Source organism: Agromyces mediolanus (assembly GCF_014648575.1).
Classification (GTDB): Bacteria; Actinomycetota; Actinomycetes; order Actinomycetales; family Microbacteriaceae; genus Agromyces; species Agromyces mediolanus.
In genome coordinates, this window is sequence record NZ_BMRJ01000001.1 from 1,794,376 (window position 1) to 1,808,708 (window position 14,333).

A 14,333-nucleotide genomic window follows, 5' to 3' on the forward strand; every position below is an offset into this window, starting at 1 on the left:
TAGGCTGGCCGCATGAGCACCGTCAGCACCGCACCTCGTTCCGCGCTCCGCGCCCTCGCGATCGTCGCCGCCGTCGCGGCGCCGCTCGCGCTCAGCGGCTGCTTCCCGATCGACGTGACGAACGCGCAGCGCATCGACGGCGGCGGCACGAGCGCGGGCGACGACCCGATCGTCGAGACCGACGCCGCCGAGCTCGACGAGCTCTCCTTCGAGGACGGCGCGCTGCTCACCTCCGCCTCGACCGCCGAGTGGGCCGACGGGCTCATGTTCGACGACGGGTGGACGCTCACCAGCCCGGACGACGGCAACGGCAACTGGGGCTACACCTCGGCCGACGGGGCCTGCACGGCCGCCTACTGGCAGGGCTTCATCGGTGACGTCGACACCAGCTCGGGCGACGACCGCATCGCCACCGACGAGATGCTCGCCGTCGTGTTCGGAGCCACCGCGGCCGAGGTCGGCGAGGTGGCGGTCGACGGCGGCTTCGCGCTCGGCGTGCCGGGCAACGACGACGTCGACACCCGCTACGTCGTGGGCGACGACGGCACGGTCCAGTGGGTCGTCGCCGGACGCGCCCTCGCCCAGCCCGGGCTCGGATTCACGCTCACGATCGACTGCACGGGGCAGGACCCGGAGGCTGTGCTCGACGCGCTCAACGAGCTCTCGGCCATCGCCGTGGTGCCTTGAGCGCACTCGGCGCGTGCTCCGACGGGCATCGCTGAACGAATAAGCTCGACGCATGGCAGAACGCGCATCCTGGTCGCTCGGTTCGGCGCTCCGAGGCATCTTCGGTGCGAAGACGATCGACGACGAGACCTGGGACGATCTCGAGGCGGCGCTCATCACCGCGGACTTCGGCCCCGCCGTGACCGAGGAGATCGTCGAGCAGATCAAGGCGCAGGTGGAGCGGTACCGCACCACCGACCCGCGCGACGTCCAGCGGATGCTCCGCGAGGTCGTCGAGGAGCGGCTCGCGAAGTACGACCCGACGCTCCGGCTGACCGAGCGGCCGGCGGTCGTCCTCGTCGTCGGCGTCAACGGCGTCGGCAAGACCACGACCATCGGCAAGTTCGCCCGCTTCCTCCGCAGCTACGACCGCAGTGTCGTCGTCGGGGCGGCCGACACCTTCCGCGCCGCCGCCGTCGATCAGCTCGCGACCTGGGCTGAGCGCGCCGGCGTCGGCATCGTACGCCCGGAGCGCGAGGGGCAGGACCCGGCATCCGTCGCGTTCCAGACGGTCGAGCAGGCCAAGCGCGACGGCACCGAGATCGTCGTCATCGACACTGCGGGCCGGCTGCACACGAAGGGCGGGCTCATGGACGAGCTCGGCAAGATCCGCCGCGTCGTCGAGAAGCAGGCGCCGATCAGCGAGGTGCTCCTGGTGCTCGACGCCACGACCGGGCAGAACGGCCTCGCGCAGGCCGAGGCCTTCATCGAGCACGGCGGGGTGACCGGCCTCGTGCTGACGAAGCTCGACGGCAGCGCGAAGGGCGGCTTCGTGCTCGCGGTGCAGGAGAAGACCGGCCTGCCGATCAAGCTCGTCGGTCAGGGCGAGGGCATCGCCGACCTGACCGGATTCACCCCGCACGTCTTCGCGCAGAAGCTCGTCGGGTAGGCGCGGAAGAGAGGGGCGCGACATGGCCACCGAGCACGACTACTTCGGCGTCGTCGGGGACTACTGGTCGGAAGACGTCGAGTACGCGGATCAGCGGGTCGAGGTCGTCCTGGATGCCGAGGGGGAGTCCGCCTCGACCGCGGCCCTCGACGCGGCAGCCACCCTCGTCGGCGAGCTCGAGCTCGTCGACGACGAGCTCCGCGGCGCCTTCGTCGGCCAGCTCGACTCGGGCTCCTCGCCCGTGGTGCGGTTCCTCGACACCCTGCTCGACGCCGATCTCGAGCAGGCGGAGGACATCGAGGCCGCGATCGGGCGCGAATCCGGCGACCGACAGGTCGACGCGCTGCGCTCGCTGAGCCTCGTGCGGGTCGATCTCCGCCCCGAGGCCGACGGCGATGGCGAGCCCTTCGCCGAGTTCGAGTACGGCCTCGCGCCCGACGACACCGACGAGCGGCTCGTCGCCGTCATCGACGTCGCTCGCGAGATCGTCGACGTCCGTTTCGAGGGCTGAGCCGGGCGCGGCGCCGCGCTGGCCCGCGAGGTCCAGGGCATCCCGATAGAATCGGCCTGTTATGGCTACCTTCGGAACCCTGTCTGACCGCCTCGCCGACACCTTCAAGCACCTCCGCACGAAGGGCAAGCTGTCGGCCTCCGACGTCGACGGCACCGTTCGGGAGATCCGTCGGGCGCTGCTCGACGCCGACGTCTCGCTCGACGTCGTCAAGCAGTTCACCGCTCGCGTGCGCGAGCGGGCGCTCGGCGACGAGGTCAACAAGGCGCTGAACCCCGCGCAGCAGGTCGTCCAGATCGTCAACGAGGAGCTCGTCGGCATCCTCGGCGGTCAGCAGCGGCGCCTCCAGTTCGCGAAGAACCCGCCGACGGTGATCATGCTCGCCGGCCTCCAGGGCGCGGGCAAGACCACGCTCGCCGGCAAGCTGGCGAAGCACCTCGTGAAGGAGGGGCACACGCCCATCCTCGTCGCGAGCGACCTCCAGCGCCCGAACGCCGTGAACCAGCTCCAGGTCGTCGGCGGCCAGGCCGGCGTCCCCGTCTACGCGCCGGAGCCCGGCAACGGCGTCGGCGACCCGGTCAAGGTCGCGAAGGACGGCGTCGCGCACGCGGCTCGCGCGCAGCACGACGTGGTCATCATCGACACCGCCGGTCGGCTCGGCGTCGACGCCGAGCTCATGAAGCAGGCCTCGAACATCCGCAAGGCGACGAACCCCGACGAAGTGCTGTTCGTCATCGACGCGATGATCGGTCAGGACGCGGTCGCCACGGCGAAGGCGTTCCAGGACGGCGTCGACTTCACCGGCGTCGTGCTCTCCAAGCTCGACGGCGACGCGCGCGGCGGCGCCGCGCTCTCGGTCGCCTCGGTCACCGGCCGGCCCATCATCTTCGCCTCGACCGGTGAGGGGCTCGACGACTTCGAGCCGTTCCACCCCGACCGCATGGCGAGCCGCATCCTCGACCTCGGCGACATCCTCACGCTCATCGAGCAGGCGCAGCAGGCCTTCGACGAAGAAGAGGCGATGAAGGTCGCCGAGAAGCTCGCGAGCGAGCAGTTCACGCTCGAGGACTTCCTGAAGCAGATGCAGCAGCTCCGCGGCGCCGGCTCGATCAAGAAGATGCTCGGCATGCTGCCGGGCGCCGGCGGCATGAAGCAGCAGCTCGAGAACTTCGACGAGCGCGAGATCGTGCGCACCGAGGCGATCATCCAGTCGATGACGCCGGCGGAGCGCAAGAACACGAAGCTCCTGAACGGCTCGCGCCGCCTCCGCATCGCGAAGGGCGCCGGCATGACGGTCACCGACGTGAACCAGCTCGTGCAGCGCTTCGAGCAGGCCGCGAAGATGATGAAGACGGTCGCGCGCGGCGGCGTGCCGCAGATCCCCGGCATGGGGCCGATCCCCGGCGCCGGCGGCTACGGCGGCGGCAAGCGGCAGTCGGCCAAGAACAAGAAGAAGTCGGGCGGCTCGCGCTCGGGCAACCCGGCGAAGCGGGCGGCCGAGAACCAGGCCATCGCCGAGGGCCGTCCGGTCGCCGGCAACGCCGAGGAGCCGAAGGGAGCCGGGTTCGGCCTCGGCGGCGCGAAGGCGCCGACCCCCTCGGCCGACGACCTGGCGAACTTCCAGAAGCTGCTCGGCGGCCGCTGAGGCTCAGCGCCGCGCCGCGTCCATCCCCGAGCGCAGCTCGTGGGCCAGATGCGCGACGACGGCCTTGAGATCTCCGGCGTTCGCCTCGGCGACCTGCAGCTGACGCTGGGCGCTCGCGCCCTCGGCGACCATGCGGGTCACCCCGGCGAGTTCCGCGCTGCAGCCGAGCCGTTCGGCGACGGGGGAGAGGCGCTCGACCAGCTCGAGCAGGTCCTCGGCGACGGGGCGCTCGGTGCCCGAGGCATCCGTGATCACCACGGCCTGCAGGCCGTACCGGGCGGCGCGCCACTTGTTCTCCCGGCTGAACCAGGGCTGCAGCACCGTGAGCGCCTCGCCGTGGTCGAGGCGGGTGCTCATCCACTCGACGAGGCACTGCACGAGCGCCCCGATGGCGCCGAGCTCCCGAGCGGTGGAGACACCGTCGCAGACCCGCACCTCGACCGTGCCCCAGCGGGGCGACGGGCGGATGTCCCAGCGCACCTCGCTGTGGTCCTCGATGACCCCGGTGCGGCGGAGATCCTCGACGTAGCGCTCGTAGGCGGCCCAGTCCGGCAACGGGTACGGGAGCCCGGCGGTCGGCAGCTGCTGGAACATCAGCGCCCGGTTGGACGCGTAGCCGGTGTCCACGCCCGCCCAGAACGGGCTCGATGCGCTGAGCGCCTGCAGATGCGGGAGGAACGTGAGCAGGCCGTCGAGGATGGGCAGCGCCTTGTCGCGGTCCTCGATGCCGACGTGCACGTGCACGCCCCAGATCATCATGTTGCGGCCCCACCAGCGGGTGCGCTCGATGAGCTTGTGGTACCTCGGCTTGTCGGTGAGCTGCTGGTCGTACCACTGGCTGAACGGGTGGGAGCCGCTGCAGATCAGCTCGTAGTCGCCGAGCTCCTCGACGACGGCGCGCACCTCGGCGAGCTGGCCCTCGAGATCGGCGACGGCGGCGGGCACGGTCGCGTGCACGCTGCTCACGAGCTCGACCGTGTTCGTCAGGAGCTCCGAGGTGATGAAGGGGTGCTGTCCGCCCGGACTGATCGAGTCGAGCAGCTGCAGCGCCCGGTCGGCCACCGAGGCGAGCTCGCCCGTCTCCCGATCGACGATGGCGATCTCCCACTCGAGGCCGACGGTCGAACGGGGGGAGTCGGCGAACTCGATTGGCATGGGCGGCCTTTCTCGGGACGGATGCCGTGCGGCCCATCATGACACGGCCGGTGCCCCCGGCCGCACGTACGACGCCGCATGACGGGGACCCGATCGACCGTGCGCACACTCGCGGGCGACACGGCGCCGCTCTGGTTCGCGGCGGCCGCCCGGATCTGGCAGAATAGGCGGTTGGACCGCCGCCCGACCCTCTATCAGGCCGTGGTCCGCCCATTTCGAGCTTCCGCCGGGTGTGCACCCCACGCTCCAGGCGATCGGTTCAACTCTCGTTACATCTTCCAGGAGAATCGTGGCTGTCAAGATCCGTCTCAAGCGGCTCGGCAAGATCCGTGCCCCGTACTACCGCATCGTCGTCGCCGACTCGCGCACCAAGCGCGACGGTCGTGTGATCGAGGAGATCGGCAAGTACCACCCCACCGAGGAGCCCTCGTTCATCGAGGTCGACTCGGAGCGCGCCCAGTACTGGCTCTCCGTCGGCGCGCAGCCGACCGAGCAGGTCCGGGCCATCCTCAAGCTCACCGGCGACTGGGGTCGCTTCAAGGGCGACAAGGACGCCGTCTCGACCGTCAAGGTCGCCGCGGCGAAGGAGGCCTTCGTGGCCGACGACAAGAAGAAGCCGGTGCTCAAGCCCAAGGCGGAGAAGCCGGCCAAGGTCGAGGAGGCCCCCGCGGCCGCCGAGGCCGAGGCCCCCGCCGACGAGACCGCGACCGACGAGGCGTAACGTCTTGCTCAGGTCCGCGCTCGAGCACCTCGTCAAGGGCATCGTCGAACACCCCGACGAGGTGAAGGTCGTCTCCGCGTCGAGCGCACGTGGCGAGGTCCTCGAGGTTCATGTGAACCCCGAGGACCTCGGCCGCGTCATCGGACGCGCCGGCCGCACCGCCAAAGCGCTCCGCACCGTGGTGACCGCCCTCGCGGACGGTCGCCGTGTCCGGGTCGACGTCGTCGACACCGACGCCTGACGTGGCGCGCGACAAGCGCCCCCAGCAGTTGCGGGTCGGGCGCCTCACCAAGGCCCACGGGCTGAAGGGCGCCATCAAGCTCGAGCTCTACACGGACGACCCCGAACGGCGGTTCGTCCCCGGAGCCGAGTTCTCCCTCCAGGTGCCTGCCGAGTCCCCGTGGCACGGCAAGCACCTGGTCTTCCGGGAGCTCCGCTGGTACAACCAGCAGCCGGTCGGCTTCTTCGACGGCGTCGACGACCGCACCGCGGCCGAGACGCTGGTCAAGGCGATCCTCTGGGTCGACATCGATGAGGCCGCCGAAGCCGCCGACGCCGAACCGGACGCCTGGTACGACCACCAACTCGTCGGACTCGCCGTGCTGCGCGACGGCGTCCGCGTCGGCGAGGTCGCGCACGTCGACCACCTGCCGGCGCAGGACCTGCTCGTCGTCAAGACCGCGTCGGGCGAGGTCATGGTGCCGTTCGTCGCCGCGATCGTCCCCGAGGTCGACCTGGAGGCGGGCACGCTCACGGTGACGCCGCCGGCCGGGCTCTTCGAGGAGCTGCCGGACGACGCCGAGCCGGCGCCGCGCGACGCCGAGGCATCCGCTGACGGCGACGACGCGGACTAACGAAGGAGACGGGGCCATCCGGATCGACATCGTCACGATCTTCCCGAGCTTCTTCGACGTGCTCGACCTGTCGCTGCTCGGCAAGGCCAGGCAGTCCGGCCTCATCGAGGTCGCCGCCCACGATCTGCGCGACTTCACGCACGACCGGCACCGCACGGTCGACGACACGCCCTACGGCGGCGGCGCCGGCATGGTCATGAAGCCGGAACCCTGGGGCGAAGCCCTCGATGCGATCGTCGGCGAGGGCCCCTCCGACGCCCTGCTCGTCGTGCCGTCCCCGGCCGGCGAGCCGTTCACGCAGCAGCTCGCCCGCGAGCTCGCCGCGGAGTCCCACCTCGTCTTCGCCTGCGGCCGCTACGAGGGCATCGACCAGCGCGTCGTCGACCACTACGCCACCCGTATGCGGGTGCGCCTCGTGTCGCTGGGCGACTACGTGCTGAACGGCGGCGAGGTCGCCGTCATGGCGATGATCGAGGCCGCCGGCCGGCTCGTCCCTGGCGTGGTCGGCAATCCGGAGTCGCTCGTCGAGGAGTCCCACGAGGACGGCCTGCTCGAGTACCCGAGCTACACGAAGCCGCAGCAGTGGCGCGGCCTCGAGGTGCCGCCCGTGCTGCTCTCCGGCAATCACGGCCGAGTCGCCGAGTGGCGCCACGAGCAGCAGCTCGAGCGCACCCGCGCGGTCCGTCCGGACCTGCTGCCGCCCGAGTAGGGCGCGCCCGCGTCAGCCGCGGGCGGTGAGCACGATCGGGTCGCCGTCGGTGATGGCGATCGTGTGCTCCGAGTGCGCGCCCCGCGAGCCGTCGGCGCTGCGCAGCGTCCAGCCGTCGGGGTCGGTGAAGATCCGATCGGTCGTCTCGAGCCACCAGGGCTCGATCGCGAGCACGAGCCCCGCCTTCAGCGGCATGCCGCGCCCGGGCCGCCCGGAGTTCGGCACGTGCGGGTCGCCGTGCATGGTGCGGCCGACGCCGTGGCCGCCGAAGTCGGTGTTCACGAGATAGCCCGACGCCTTCGCGACGTCGCCGATCGCCCGCGAGATGTCGCCGATCCGGTTGCCGACGCGCGCCGCGTCGATGCCCGCCGCGAGCGCCTCCTCAGTGGTGGAGATGAGTCGGAGGTCAGCTTCGCGGGGCGTGCCGACGACCACCGAGATCGCGGAGTCGGAGACCCAGCCGTTCACCGAGGCCGCGAAGTCGAGGCTCAGCAGGTCGCCGTCGCGCAGCACGTAGTCGTGGGGGAGGCCGTGCAGCACCGCGTCGTTCACGGAGGTGCAGATGACCTTGCCGAAGGGGCTCGCACCGAAAGAGGGGTGGTAGTCGATGTAGCAGCTCTCGGCGCCGGCCTTGCGGATCATCTCGTGCGCGAGGGCGTCGAGCTCCAGCAGGTTCATGCCCGGCTTCGCCGCGGCGGAGGTGGCCTGCAGCACGCTGGCCACGAAGCGGCCGGCGGGCCGCATCTCCTCGATCTCGGCGGGGGTCCTCAGTTCGATCACGATCATCCTCTCCGAGACCATTCTGGCGGATGCCGCGGGCGCGGCCTCGCCGTCCAGTCTCCAGGCTCCGCCCTGAGTGAACACCCGGTGCGCTCACAGCGCGCCGAGGTTAGCCTGTCGGCATGCTCCTCAGGCGCCTCTTCTACCGCTGGCAGTTCGTCGCGGTGATCGCGCTGCCGCTCTGGCTGGTGATCGGCTGGGCGTTCTTCGGGGCCGGCGGCTGGGGCACGCTCGGGCTCGTGATCACGGTGCCCGCCGCGTTCCTCACGCTGCTCGTCGTGGCGCTGCTCGTGAACGCCCGCCCGACCGCCCGCTCCGAGCGGGCCGCGTCCTGGCTCGACGTCGGCGTCCTCGGCGCCTGGCAGCTCGCGATCATCGGCACCGGGTTCTACGGTGCCACGGCCACGCTGTTCAGCGTGCTCGCCATCGTCGGCGCCGTCGCCGCGTTCTGGGTCGCGCTGTCGCAGCTCGTCGCGGACGGCTCCCGGCGGATGCGCGCCACGATGGCGGAGTTCGAGCGGCAGGCCGCCGCGCAGAGCGGGCAGCCGGTGCCCGGCCCGCAGAAGCCGCCGTTCGACGACGGTGACGGCGACGTCATCATCGTGCACGAGGTCCGCGACTGAGACCGGACGCGCGTCCGAGTCATCCGCCGCCGTGCCGTGTTGGCGGGCGACGCCGCGATCTGGCAGAATAGACGCTTGTGCCGCTGCTCGGCCCTGCCTCCGGGGAGCCTGCGACGCGCTCACGCGCGAGGCGGCACCGCACTCTTTCCAATTCTGATCCGCGTTCGACCGGTGGCGGGCGCAGAGAGCGAACCATCATGCACATCCTCGACCACGTCGACGCCGCGAGCCTGAAGTCGGACATCCCCGACTTCCGCCCGGGCGACACCGTCAAGGTGCACGTCAACATCGTCGAAGGCACGCGCTCGCGCGTCCAGGTCTTCCAGGGCGTCGTCATCGGCCGCTCGGGCGAGGGCGTCCGCGAGACCTTCACGGTCCGCAAGATCAGCTTCCAGGTCGGCGTCGAGCGCAAGTTCCCGGTGCACTCGCCGATCATCGACAAGATCGAGGTCGTCACCCGCGGTGACGTGCGTCGCGCGAAGCTCTACTACCTGCGCGAGCTCCGCGGCAAGAAGGCCAAGATCAAGGAGAAGCGCGAGAGCTGAACCGCTCGCGTCGAAGCGCCTGTCCGAGCTCCCCGCCCCTACACTGGGACGGGGAGCTCGGCGTTTTTCCGAGCGAATGACACGGGGTTCCATGACAGACGAGACGCAGTCCACCGCGACCACCGACGACCGCGGGCAGCAGAAGCAGGGCAGGAAGCGCGGGGTGCTACTGTTCCTCCGCGATCTGCTGATCATCTTCGTGGTCGCGGTGCTGGTGTCCTTCCTGATCAAGACGTTCCTGATCCGCTCGTTCTTCATCCCGTCGCAGTCGATGGAGCAGACGCTCGAGGTCGACGACCGCATCATCGTCAACGAGCTCGTCCCCGACGTCGTCCCGCTCGAGCGCGGCGACGTCGTGGTGTTCCGCGATCCGGGCGGCTGGTTGCCCGTGCGCGAAGAGCCGCAGCAGCCGCCGCTCGTCGCGGCGGTCGACTGGTTCCTCGCCTTCGTCGGCCTCTCGGCGCCCGACTCCAACGACCACCTGGTGAAGCGCATCATCGGGCTGCCGGGCGACCACGTGGTCTGCTGCAACGCGCTCGGCCAGATGAGCGTCAACGGCGTGCCGCTCGACGAGCCCTACGTGGCGCTGCCCCCGGGCGAGACGCGGGTCTCCCGCGACGACTTCGACGTCACGGTGCCCGAGGGCTCGCTCTGGGTGATGGGCGACAACCGCTACAACTCGAAGGACAGCCGCTACAACGGCGACACCCCGCTCAAGGGCTACGTGCCGGTCGACAACGTCGTCGGGCGCGCGTTCGTCGTGAGCTGGCCGCTGTCGCGGTGGGCGTGGCTCGACAACTACCCGGAGGTCTTCGCCGGCGTCGACGAGGGCTCGGGCTGATGGCCGCCGCCGCGCCCACGATGCGCTTCGAGCGGGAGCTGCTCGACGGCGGCGCCTCGCTCGTGGTCGCCTGCGACGAGGTCGGTCGTGGCGCGCTCGCCGGCCAGGTCGCGGTCGGGGTCGTGGTCGTCGACGCCGGGATGCGACGGATGCCGGCCGGGCTCCGCGACTCGAAGCTGCTCGCCGAGCCCAAGCGCGAGCTGCTCGCGCCGCGGGCCGCTGCGTGGGTGCGCGCCTCCGCCGTCGGCGAGGCGAGCGCGGCCGAGATCGACGAACTCGGCATCATGGCGTGCCTCGGGCTGGCCGGGGCGCGCGCGTTCGCCGCCGTCCGGGAGCTCGTCGACGTGCCCTTCGGCGCACCGCTGGTGCTCGACGGCAACTACGACTGGCTGAGTCAGGCGATCGAGCATCACGCCCGCGTCATCACGCGCATCAAGGCGGACCGGGACTGCGCCTCCGTCTCGGCGGCCTCGGTCATCGCGAAAGTGCATCGCGACCGGGCGATGCGAGCGGCGCACGTCGATTGGCCGGTCTACGGCTGGGACGAGAACAAGGGCTACTCGTCGCGCGCGCACTTCGAGGCGATCGCGGAGCACGGCCCGAGCGAGCTGCACCGCCGCACCTGGCTTCACGATCGTTCGCGCGAGGCTGAACCTGCCGCCGCGCTCTTCGAGCTCGGCGTAGGATGATCAGCGATGGATGAAGACGAGTTCGACGACTACGACCGCGAGGTCGAGCTGGCCCTGTACCGGGAGTACCGCGACATCGTGTCGCAGTTCCAGTACGTGGTCGAGACCGAGCGTCGCTTCTACCTCGCGAACGAGGTGGAGCTGGTCCGCCGCGACACCGAGCACGACTTCTACTTCGAGCTCACGATGAAGGACGTCTGGGTCTGGGACGTCTACCGCGCCGACCGCTTCGTGAAGAGTGTGCGCGTGCTGACCTTCAAGGACGTGAACATCGAGGAGCTCGCCACCCGCGAGTTCGAGCTGCCGAAGGAACTCGCGCTCGACGAGTAGTCCGCGCTCGTCCGCACCTGCTGCTATGCGCGGCGCCCCCTCCACCGATCCGCCCGGCACGACCGTGCCCGCGCCGGTCGTTGGCGAGGCTGGGTCGCGGAGGTGGTGCGGATGTCCCACAACGCAGAACTCGGACGCCTCGGCGAAGACCTCGCCGCAGCGCACCTGGAGGCTCGAGGCTTCCGGCTGATCGAGCGCAACTGGCGGTGCAGGCACGGCGAGATCGACGTCGTCGCGGCCCATCGGGCCTGCACGGTGTTCATCGAGGTGAAGACGCGGGCGGGGGAGCGCTTCGGCCATCCGTTCGAGGCCATCACCCCGGTGAAGCTCGCCAGGCTCCGCCGTCTCGCCGCGATGTGGTGCGAGGCGAAGGGCGCCATCGCGGGGCCTCCCCGCATCGACGCCGTCGCGGTGCTCGTCAGACCGGGCGAGTCCGCGGTGATCGAGCACCTCGAAGGCATCGGCTGATGCCGGTCGCACGCACGCGGTCGGTGGCGCTCCTCGGCCTCAGCGGATCCATCGTCGAGGTCGAGGCCGACCTCGGCAGCCAACTGCCGGCGTTCCTCGTGATCGGCCTGCCCGATGCCGCCATCGGCGAGTCGCGCGAGCGCGTCCGGGCGGCCGCGGCCAATTCCGGATGCCCCCTCCCGGCACGCCGGCTCACCGTCAACCTGTCACCGGCCACCCTGCCCAAGCACGGCTCCGGCTTCGACCTCGCGATCGCGATCGCCTGCCTCGCCGCGGCGGGGCGCCTCGACGCCAGCTCCGCGGGATCGCTCGTGCATCTTGGCGAGCTCGGCCTCGACGGCCGCCTTCGGCCGACCGACGGCGTGCTGCCCGCGGTGCTCGCCGCGCGCCGGGCCGGGGCCGATCGGGTCATGGTGCCGACGGCGAACGCTCCCGAGGCGGCGCTCGTCGACGGGATCGAGGTGGTCGGGGTGGCCTCGCTCGCCGAGGCGGTGGCCTGGCACGGCGGCGATGTCGAAGTGGTCCCCGTCGACGCGGTCCTCCCGGCTGACGCGCCCGAGCCGCCGCTCGTCCATACCGGCGACCTCGCCGATGTGGTGGGCAATCCCGAGGCGGTGGCGGCGCTCATCGCGGCTGCGGCCGGCGGCCATCACCTCGGGCTCTACGGGCCGCCGGGCGCGGGCAAGACGATGCTGGCATCGCGCTTGCCCGGCATCCTCCCCGACCTCGCGCTCGACCAGTCGCTCGAGGTGGCGTCGCTGCGCTCGCTCTCAGGGCTCGGGGTCGGTGGCCTCTCAGCGAGGCCGCCCTTCGAGGCGCCGCACCACACTGCGAGCGCGGCCTCGATCATCGGCGGAGGCGGCCGCCTCATCCGACCCGGCGCGGCGGCGCGGGCCTCCCACGGGGTGCTCTTCCTCGACGAGGCGCCCGAGTTCCCCGCCTCGGTGCTCGACGTGCTGCGCCAGCCGCTCGAATCCCGTTCGATCTCGATCCACCGGGCGAGTGCGATCGCCTCGTTCCCGGCGAGCTTCCAGCTGGTGCTGGCGGCGAACCCCTGCCCGTGCGGACAGTGGTCGCCGAAGGGCGAGTCGTGCACCTGCGCACCGAGCGTGAAGCGGCGCTACCTCTCCCGGATCTCCGGCCCGTTGCGCGACCGGCTCGATCTCGAGCTCTGGGTGCCGCGGCTGACGACGACGGCGAGCGCGGGCGAGGGCGGGCGGGTGTCCAGCGACGAAGCCCGACGACGGGTGGAACTCGCTCGGACGGTGGCCGCGGAGCGCTACCGCGGAACGCCGTGGCGGACCAACGCCGAAGTCCCGGGACCGTGGCTGCGCGGCACCGGAGGCATGCATCCGGGCCACCGGGCGACCGTCGCGATCGACCGGGCGTTGGAGAGCGGCGGGCTCACCATGCGCGGCTACGACAAAGTGCTGCGGCTGGCCTGGACCCTGGCTGATCTCGATGGCGCCGGCGTGCCCGATGGCGACCATGTCGGGCAGGCGAACGTGCTGCGGAGGGCCCCGTTGTGGGCGGCGTGAGCGACCTCGTGTCCGCCGCGCTGCAGCAGGCCGAGCCGCTCGTGACCGCGATGCGGGCGGCCCCGCGCACACCCGCGCAGCCGTTGTCCGGCGATGCGGCGCGTCGAGCCCTGCTCGGCGTCCTCGCCGAGCCCGGCGACGGCACGCTCGGCGCCCTCGTCGCGTCGCTGGGGGCCGAGGGAACGGTGGCGCTGGTCGCAGGGGAGCGTCGGGCCGAGGAGGTCTTCCGTGCGCGGCAGGATCTCGCCCTCGATCCGGGCGTTCGTGCCGTCGAGGACGGGCTCGAGCGGTGGCGGCAGCGTCTCGACGCCGGCGCGTTCCTGCGCTCCCTCGAGGCGGCCGAACGTCTCGGCGCCCGCCTGCTCGTCCCCGGGGACGACGCCTGGCCCGTCCGGCTCGACGACCTCGGCATGCATGCGCCGCTCGCCCTCTGGGTCCGCGGCGACCCTGGACTCGTCGGCGCTGAGGCGAGCCTCGCCGTGGTCGGGGCTCGCGCGGCGACCGGCTACGGCGAGCAGCTCACGCTCGACGCGGTCGCCGGGCTCGTCGATCGCGGCTGCACGATCGTGTCCGGCGGCGCCTACGGCATCGACGGGGCGGCGCACCGGGCCGCACTGCGCCGCGGCGGAGCGACCGTCGCCGTACTCGCGGGCGGACCCGATCGGCTCTACCCCCAGGGGCACGCGGCGCTGCTCGGCGAGATCGTCGAGCGCGGGGCCGTCGTCTCGGAGCTCCCGTGCGGCGCTGCGCCGACGAAATGGCGGTTCCTCGCGCGCAACCGGGTGATCGCCGCGTTGAGCGATGCCGTCGTCGTCGTCGAGGCCGGGTGGCGCTCCGGCGCGCTCAACACAGCGCACCACGCGGCATCGCTCGGTCGTCCGGTCGGCGTGGTGCCGGGGCCGGTCACGAGTCCGGCGTCCGCGGGGTGCCATCGCCTGCTCCGGGAGCAGGATGCCGTCTGCGTCACCGACGCCGCCGAGATGGCGGAGCTCGTGGGTCGGGGCGACGACGGGCTTCTCGCGCTTCCCGATGACGCGTCGCAGCGGTGGGCGGGGTCGCGAAGCGGGGACGCGGGCCGGAAGGCTCAGGCGGGCCCTGAGGTCGTCGGCGCCGGCCTGCGCGGCGTCGAGATCCGGCTGCTCGACGCGATGAGCGTCCGGGTGCCGCGCAGCGTCGCCGAGCTCGCCGCCCGAGCCGGGCTCGAGCCGTCCCGCGCGCTCGGGGCGCTCGGCACGCTGGATGCGCTCGGGCGGGTTCGGCGCACCACCGACGGGTGGCTCATCCGACGATGAGCGGAACTCCTCCCGAC

18 protein-coding genes are annotated in these 14,333 nt (G+C 71.7%); 16 read left to right on the forward strand and 2 right to left on the reverse strand.

Translation table 11 applies throughout. The annotated features are described in order from the left end of the window. The first annotated feature begins 12 nt into the window (after window positions 1-12). The 4 genes from IEY71_RS08495 to ffh all read left to right on the forward strand — a co-directional run bounded on the left by IEY71_RS08495 (window position 13) and on the right by ffh (window position 3,771). Entirely contained in the window at window positions 13-687 is a 675-nt protein-coding gene (locus tag IEY71_RS08495; protein ID WP_189084780.1) for a hypothetical protein, read from the forward strand. Between the two features lie 52 nt (window positions 688-739). Next, window positions 740-1,615 (forward strand): signal recognition particle-docking protein FtsY, encoded by an 876-nt coding sequence (ftsY, locus tag IEY71_RS08500; protein WP_189084781.1) that lies wholly within the window; start codon window positions 740-742, stop codon window positions 1,613-1,615. Window positions 1,616-1,637: 22 nt separating this feature from the next. Continuing rightward, window positions 1,638-2,126: a hypothetical protein gene (locus tag IEY71_RS08505; RefSeq protein WP_189084782.1), complete on the forward strand. Its 489-nt coding sequence runs from the start codon at window positions 1,638-1,640 to the stop codon at window positions 2,124-2,126. Window positions 2,127-2,187: 61 nt separating this feature from the next. Next, on the forward strand, window positions 2,188-3,771 hold the full coding sequence (gene ffh / locus IEY71_RS08510) for a signal recognition particle protein (protein WP_189084783.1): 1,584 nt from the start codon (window positions 2,188-2,190) through the stop codon (window positions 3,769-3,771). A 3-nt stretch (window positions 3,772-3,774) separates the two neighbouring features. Here ffh and IEY71_RS08515 read toward each other — a convergent pair whose 3' ends face one another. Continuing rightward, a complete protein-coding gene (locus tag IEY71_RS08515) occupies window positions 3,775-4,926 on the reverse strand; it encodes a glutamate--cysteine ligase (RefSeq protein ID WP_189084784.1) in 1,152 nt (383 codons plus the stop codon). A 289-nt stretch (window positions 4,927-5,215) separates the two neighbouring features. Between IEY71_RS08515 and rpsP the strand changes: the two genes are divergently transcribed. The 4 genes from rpsP to trmD are packed head-to-tail and all read left to right on the forward strand — an operon-like array spanning window position 5,216 to window position 7,210. Then, window positions 5,216-5,647 carry a 30S ribosomal protein S16 gene (rpsP, locus tag IEY71_RS08520; protein WP_189084785.1) on the forward strand — a complete coding sequence of 144 codons (432 nt, stop codon included), beginning with the start codon at window positions 5,216-5,218 and terminating at the stop codon, window positions 5,645-5,647. A 4-nt stretch (window positions 5,648-5,651) separates the two neighbouring features. Continuing rightward, window positions 5,652-5,888: an RNA-binding protein gene (locus IEY71_RS08525; protein WP_189084786.1), complete on the forward strand. Its 237-nt coding sequence runs from the start codon at window positions 5,652-5,654 to the stop codon at window positions 5,886-5,888. Between the two features lies 1 nt (window position 5,889). Continuing rightward, window positions 5,890-6,501 carry a ribosome maturation factor RimM gene (gene rimM / locus IEY71_RS08530; protein WP_229781595.1) on the forward strand — a complete coding sequence of 204 codons (612 nt, stop codon included), beginning with the start codon at window positions 5,890-5,892 and terminating at the stop codon, window positions 6,499-6,501. Between the two features lie 16 nt (window positions 6,502-6,517). Then, window positions 6,518-7,210, forward strand: coding sequence for a tRNA (guanosine(37)-N1)-methyltransferase TrmD (gene trmD / locus IEY71_RS08535; RefSeq protein ID WP_189085143.1), 693 nt, complete (start codon window positions 6,518-6,520; stop codon window positions 7,208-7,210). A gap of 12 nt (window positions 7,211-7,222) precedes the next feature. Here the strand turns inward: trmD and map are convergent, their stop codons facing one another. Then, window positions 7,223-7,990 (reverse strand): type I methionyl aminopeptidase, encoded by a 768-nt coding sequence (gene map / locus IEY71_RS08540; RefSeq protein ID WP_189084788.1) that lies wholly within the window; start codon window positions 7,988-7,990, stop codon window positions 7,223-7,225. A gap of 122 nt (window positions 7,991-8,112) precedes the next feature. On the opposite strand from map, the gene IEY71_RS08545 reads away from it, so the two are divergent. The 8 genes from IEY71_RS08545 to dprA all read left to right on the forward strand — a co-directional run bounded on the left by IEY71_RS08545 (window position 8,113) and on the right by dprA (window position 14,316). Next, window positions 8,113-8,613 carry a hypothetical protein gene (locus IEY71_RS08545; RefSeq protein ID WP_189084789.1) on the forward strand — a complete coding sequence of 167 codons (501 nt, stop codon included), beginning with the start codon at window positions 8,113-8,115 and terminating at the stop codon, window positions 8,611-8,613. 197 nt (window positions 8,614-8,810) lie between these two features. Then, a complete protein-coding gene (rplS, locus tag IEY71_RS08550; RefSeq protein WP_189084790.1) occupies window positions 8,811-9,158 on the forward strand; it encodes a 50S ribosomal protein L19 in 348 nt (115 codons plus the stop codon). Between the two features lie 91 nt (window positions 9,159-9,249). Next, a complete protein-coding gene (gene lepB / locus IEY71_RS08555) occupies window positions 9,250-9,999 on the forward strand; it encodes a signal peptidase I (protein ID WP_189084791.1) in 750 nt (249 codons plus the stop codon). Further along, complete coding sequence (gene rnhB, locus IEY71_RS08560; protein WP_189084792.1) at window positions 9,999-10,688, forward strand: ribonuclease HII; 690 nt, start codon at window positions 9,999-10,001, stop codon at window positions 10,686-10,688. The genes lepB and rnhB overlap by 1 nt, the downstream gene beginning before the upstream one ends. A gap of 6 nt (window positions 10,689-10,694) precedes the next feature. Then, window positions 10,695-11,018, forward strand: a complete 324-nt coding sequence (locus IEY71_RS08565; protein WP_189084793.1) for a DUF2469 family protein — start codon at window positions 10,695-10,697, stop codon at window positions 11,016-11,018. Window positions 11,019-11,129: 111 nt separating this feature from the next. Continuing rightward, entirely contained in the window at window positions 11,130-11,486 is a 357-nt protein-coding gene (locus tag IEY71_RS08570) for a YraN family protein (protein ID WP_189084794.1), read from the forward strand. Then, the gene (locus tag IEY71_RS08575) at window positions 11,486-13,024 is read left to right on the forward strand and encodes a YifB family Mg chelatase-like AAA ATPase (protein WP_189084795.1); all 1,539 of its coding nucleotides are present in this window, start codon (window positions 11,486-11,488) and stop codon (window positions 13,022-13,024) included. Before IEY71_RS08570 ends, IEY71_RS08575 begins: the two co-directional genes overlap by 1 nt. Further along, the gene (gene dprA, locus IEY71_RS08580) at window positions 13,021-14,316 is read left to right on the forward strand and encodes a DNA-processing protein DprA (protein ID WP_229781596.1); all 1,296 of its coding nucleotides are present in this window, start codon (window positions 13,021-13,023) and stop codon (window positions 14,314-14,316) included. The genes IEY71_RS08575 and dprA overlap by 4 nt, the downstream gene beginning before the upstream one ends. Window positions 14,317-14,333 lie beyond the last annotated feature (17 nt).

Coding starts and splice junctions, on each gene's coding strand:
- lepB (WP_189084791.1), top strand. CDS start 9,250: ATGACAGACGAGACGCAGTCCACCGCGACCACCGACGACCGCGGGCAG.
- IEY71_RS08545 (WP_189084789.1), top strand. CDS start 8,113: ATGCTCCTCAGGCGCCTCTTCTACCGCTGGCAGTTCGTCGCGGTGATC.
- rnhB (WP_189084792.1), top strand. CDS start 9,999: ATGGCCGCCGCCGCGCCCACGATGCGCTTCGAGCGGGAGCTGCTCGAC.
- rplS (WP_189084790.1), top strand. CDS start 8,811: ATGCACATCCTCGACCACGTCGACGCCGCGAGCCTGAAGTCGGACATC.
- ftsY (WP_189084781.1), top strand. CDS start 740: ATGGCAGAACGCGCATCCTGGTCGCTCGGTTCGGCGCTCCGAGGCATC.
- IEY71_RS08515 (WP_189084784.1), bottom strand. CDS start 4,926: ATGCCAATCGAGTTCGCCGACTCCCCCCGTTCGACCGTCGGCCTCGAG.
- IEY71_RS08565 (WP_189084793.1), top strand. CDS start 10,695: ATGGATGAAGACGAGTTCGACGACTACGACCGCGAGGTCGAGCTGGCC.
- IEY71_RS08495 (WP_189084780.1), top strand. CDS start 13: ATGAGCACCGTCAGCACCGCACCTCGTTCCGCGCTCCGCGCCCTCGCG.
- IEY71_RS08505 (WP_189084782.1), top strand. CDS start 1,638: ATGGCCACCGAGCACGACTACTTCGGCGTCGTCGGGGACTACTGGTCG.
- IEY71_RS08575 (WP_189084795.1), top strand. CDS start 11,486: ATGCCGGTCGCACGCACGCGGTCGGTGGCGCTCCTCGGCCTCAGCGGA.
- IEY71_RS08570 (WP_189084794.1), top strand. CDS start 11,130: ATGTCCCACAACGCAGAACTCGGACGCCTCGGCGAAGACCTCGCCGCA.
- ffh (WP_189084783.1), top strand. CDS start 2,188: ATGGCTACCTTCGGAACCCTGTCTGACCGCCTCGCCGACACCTTCAAG.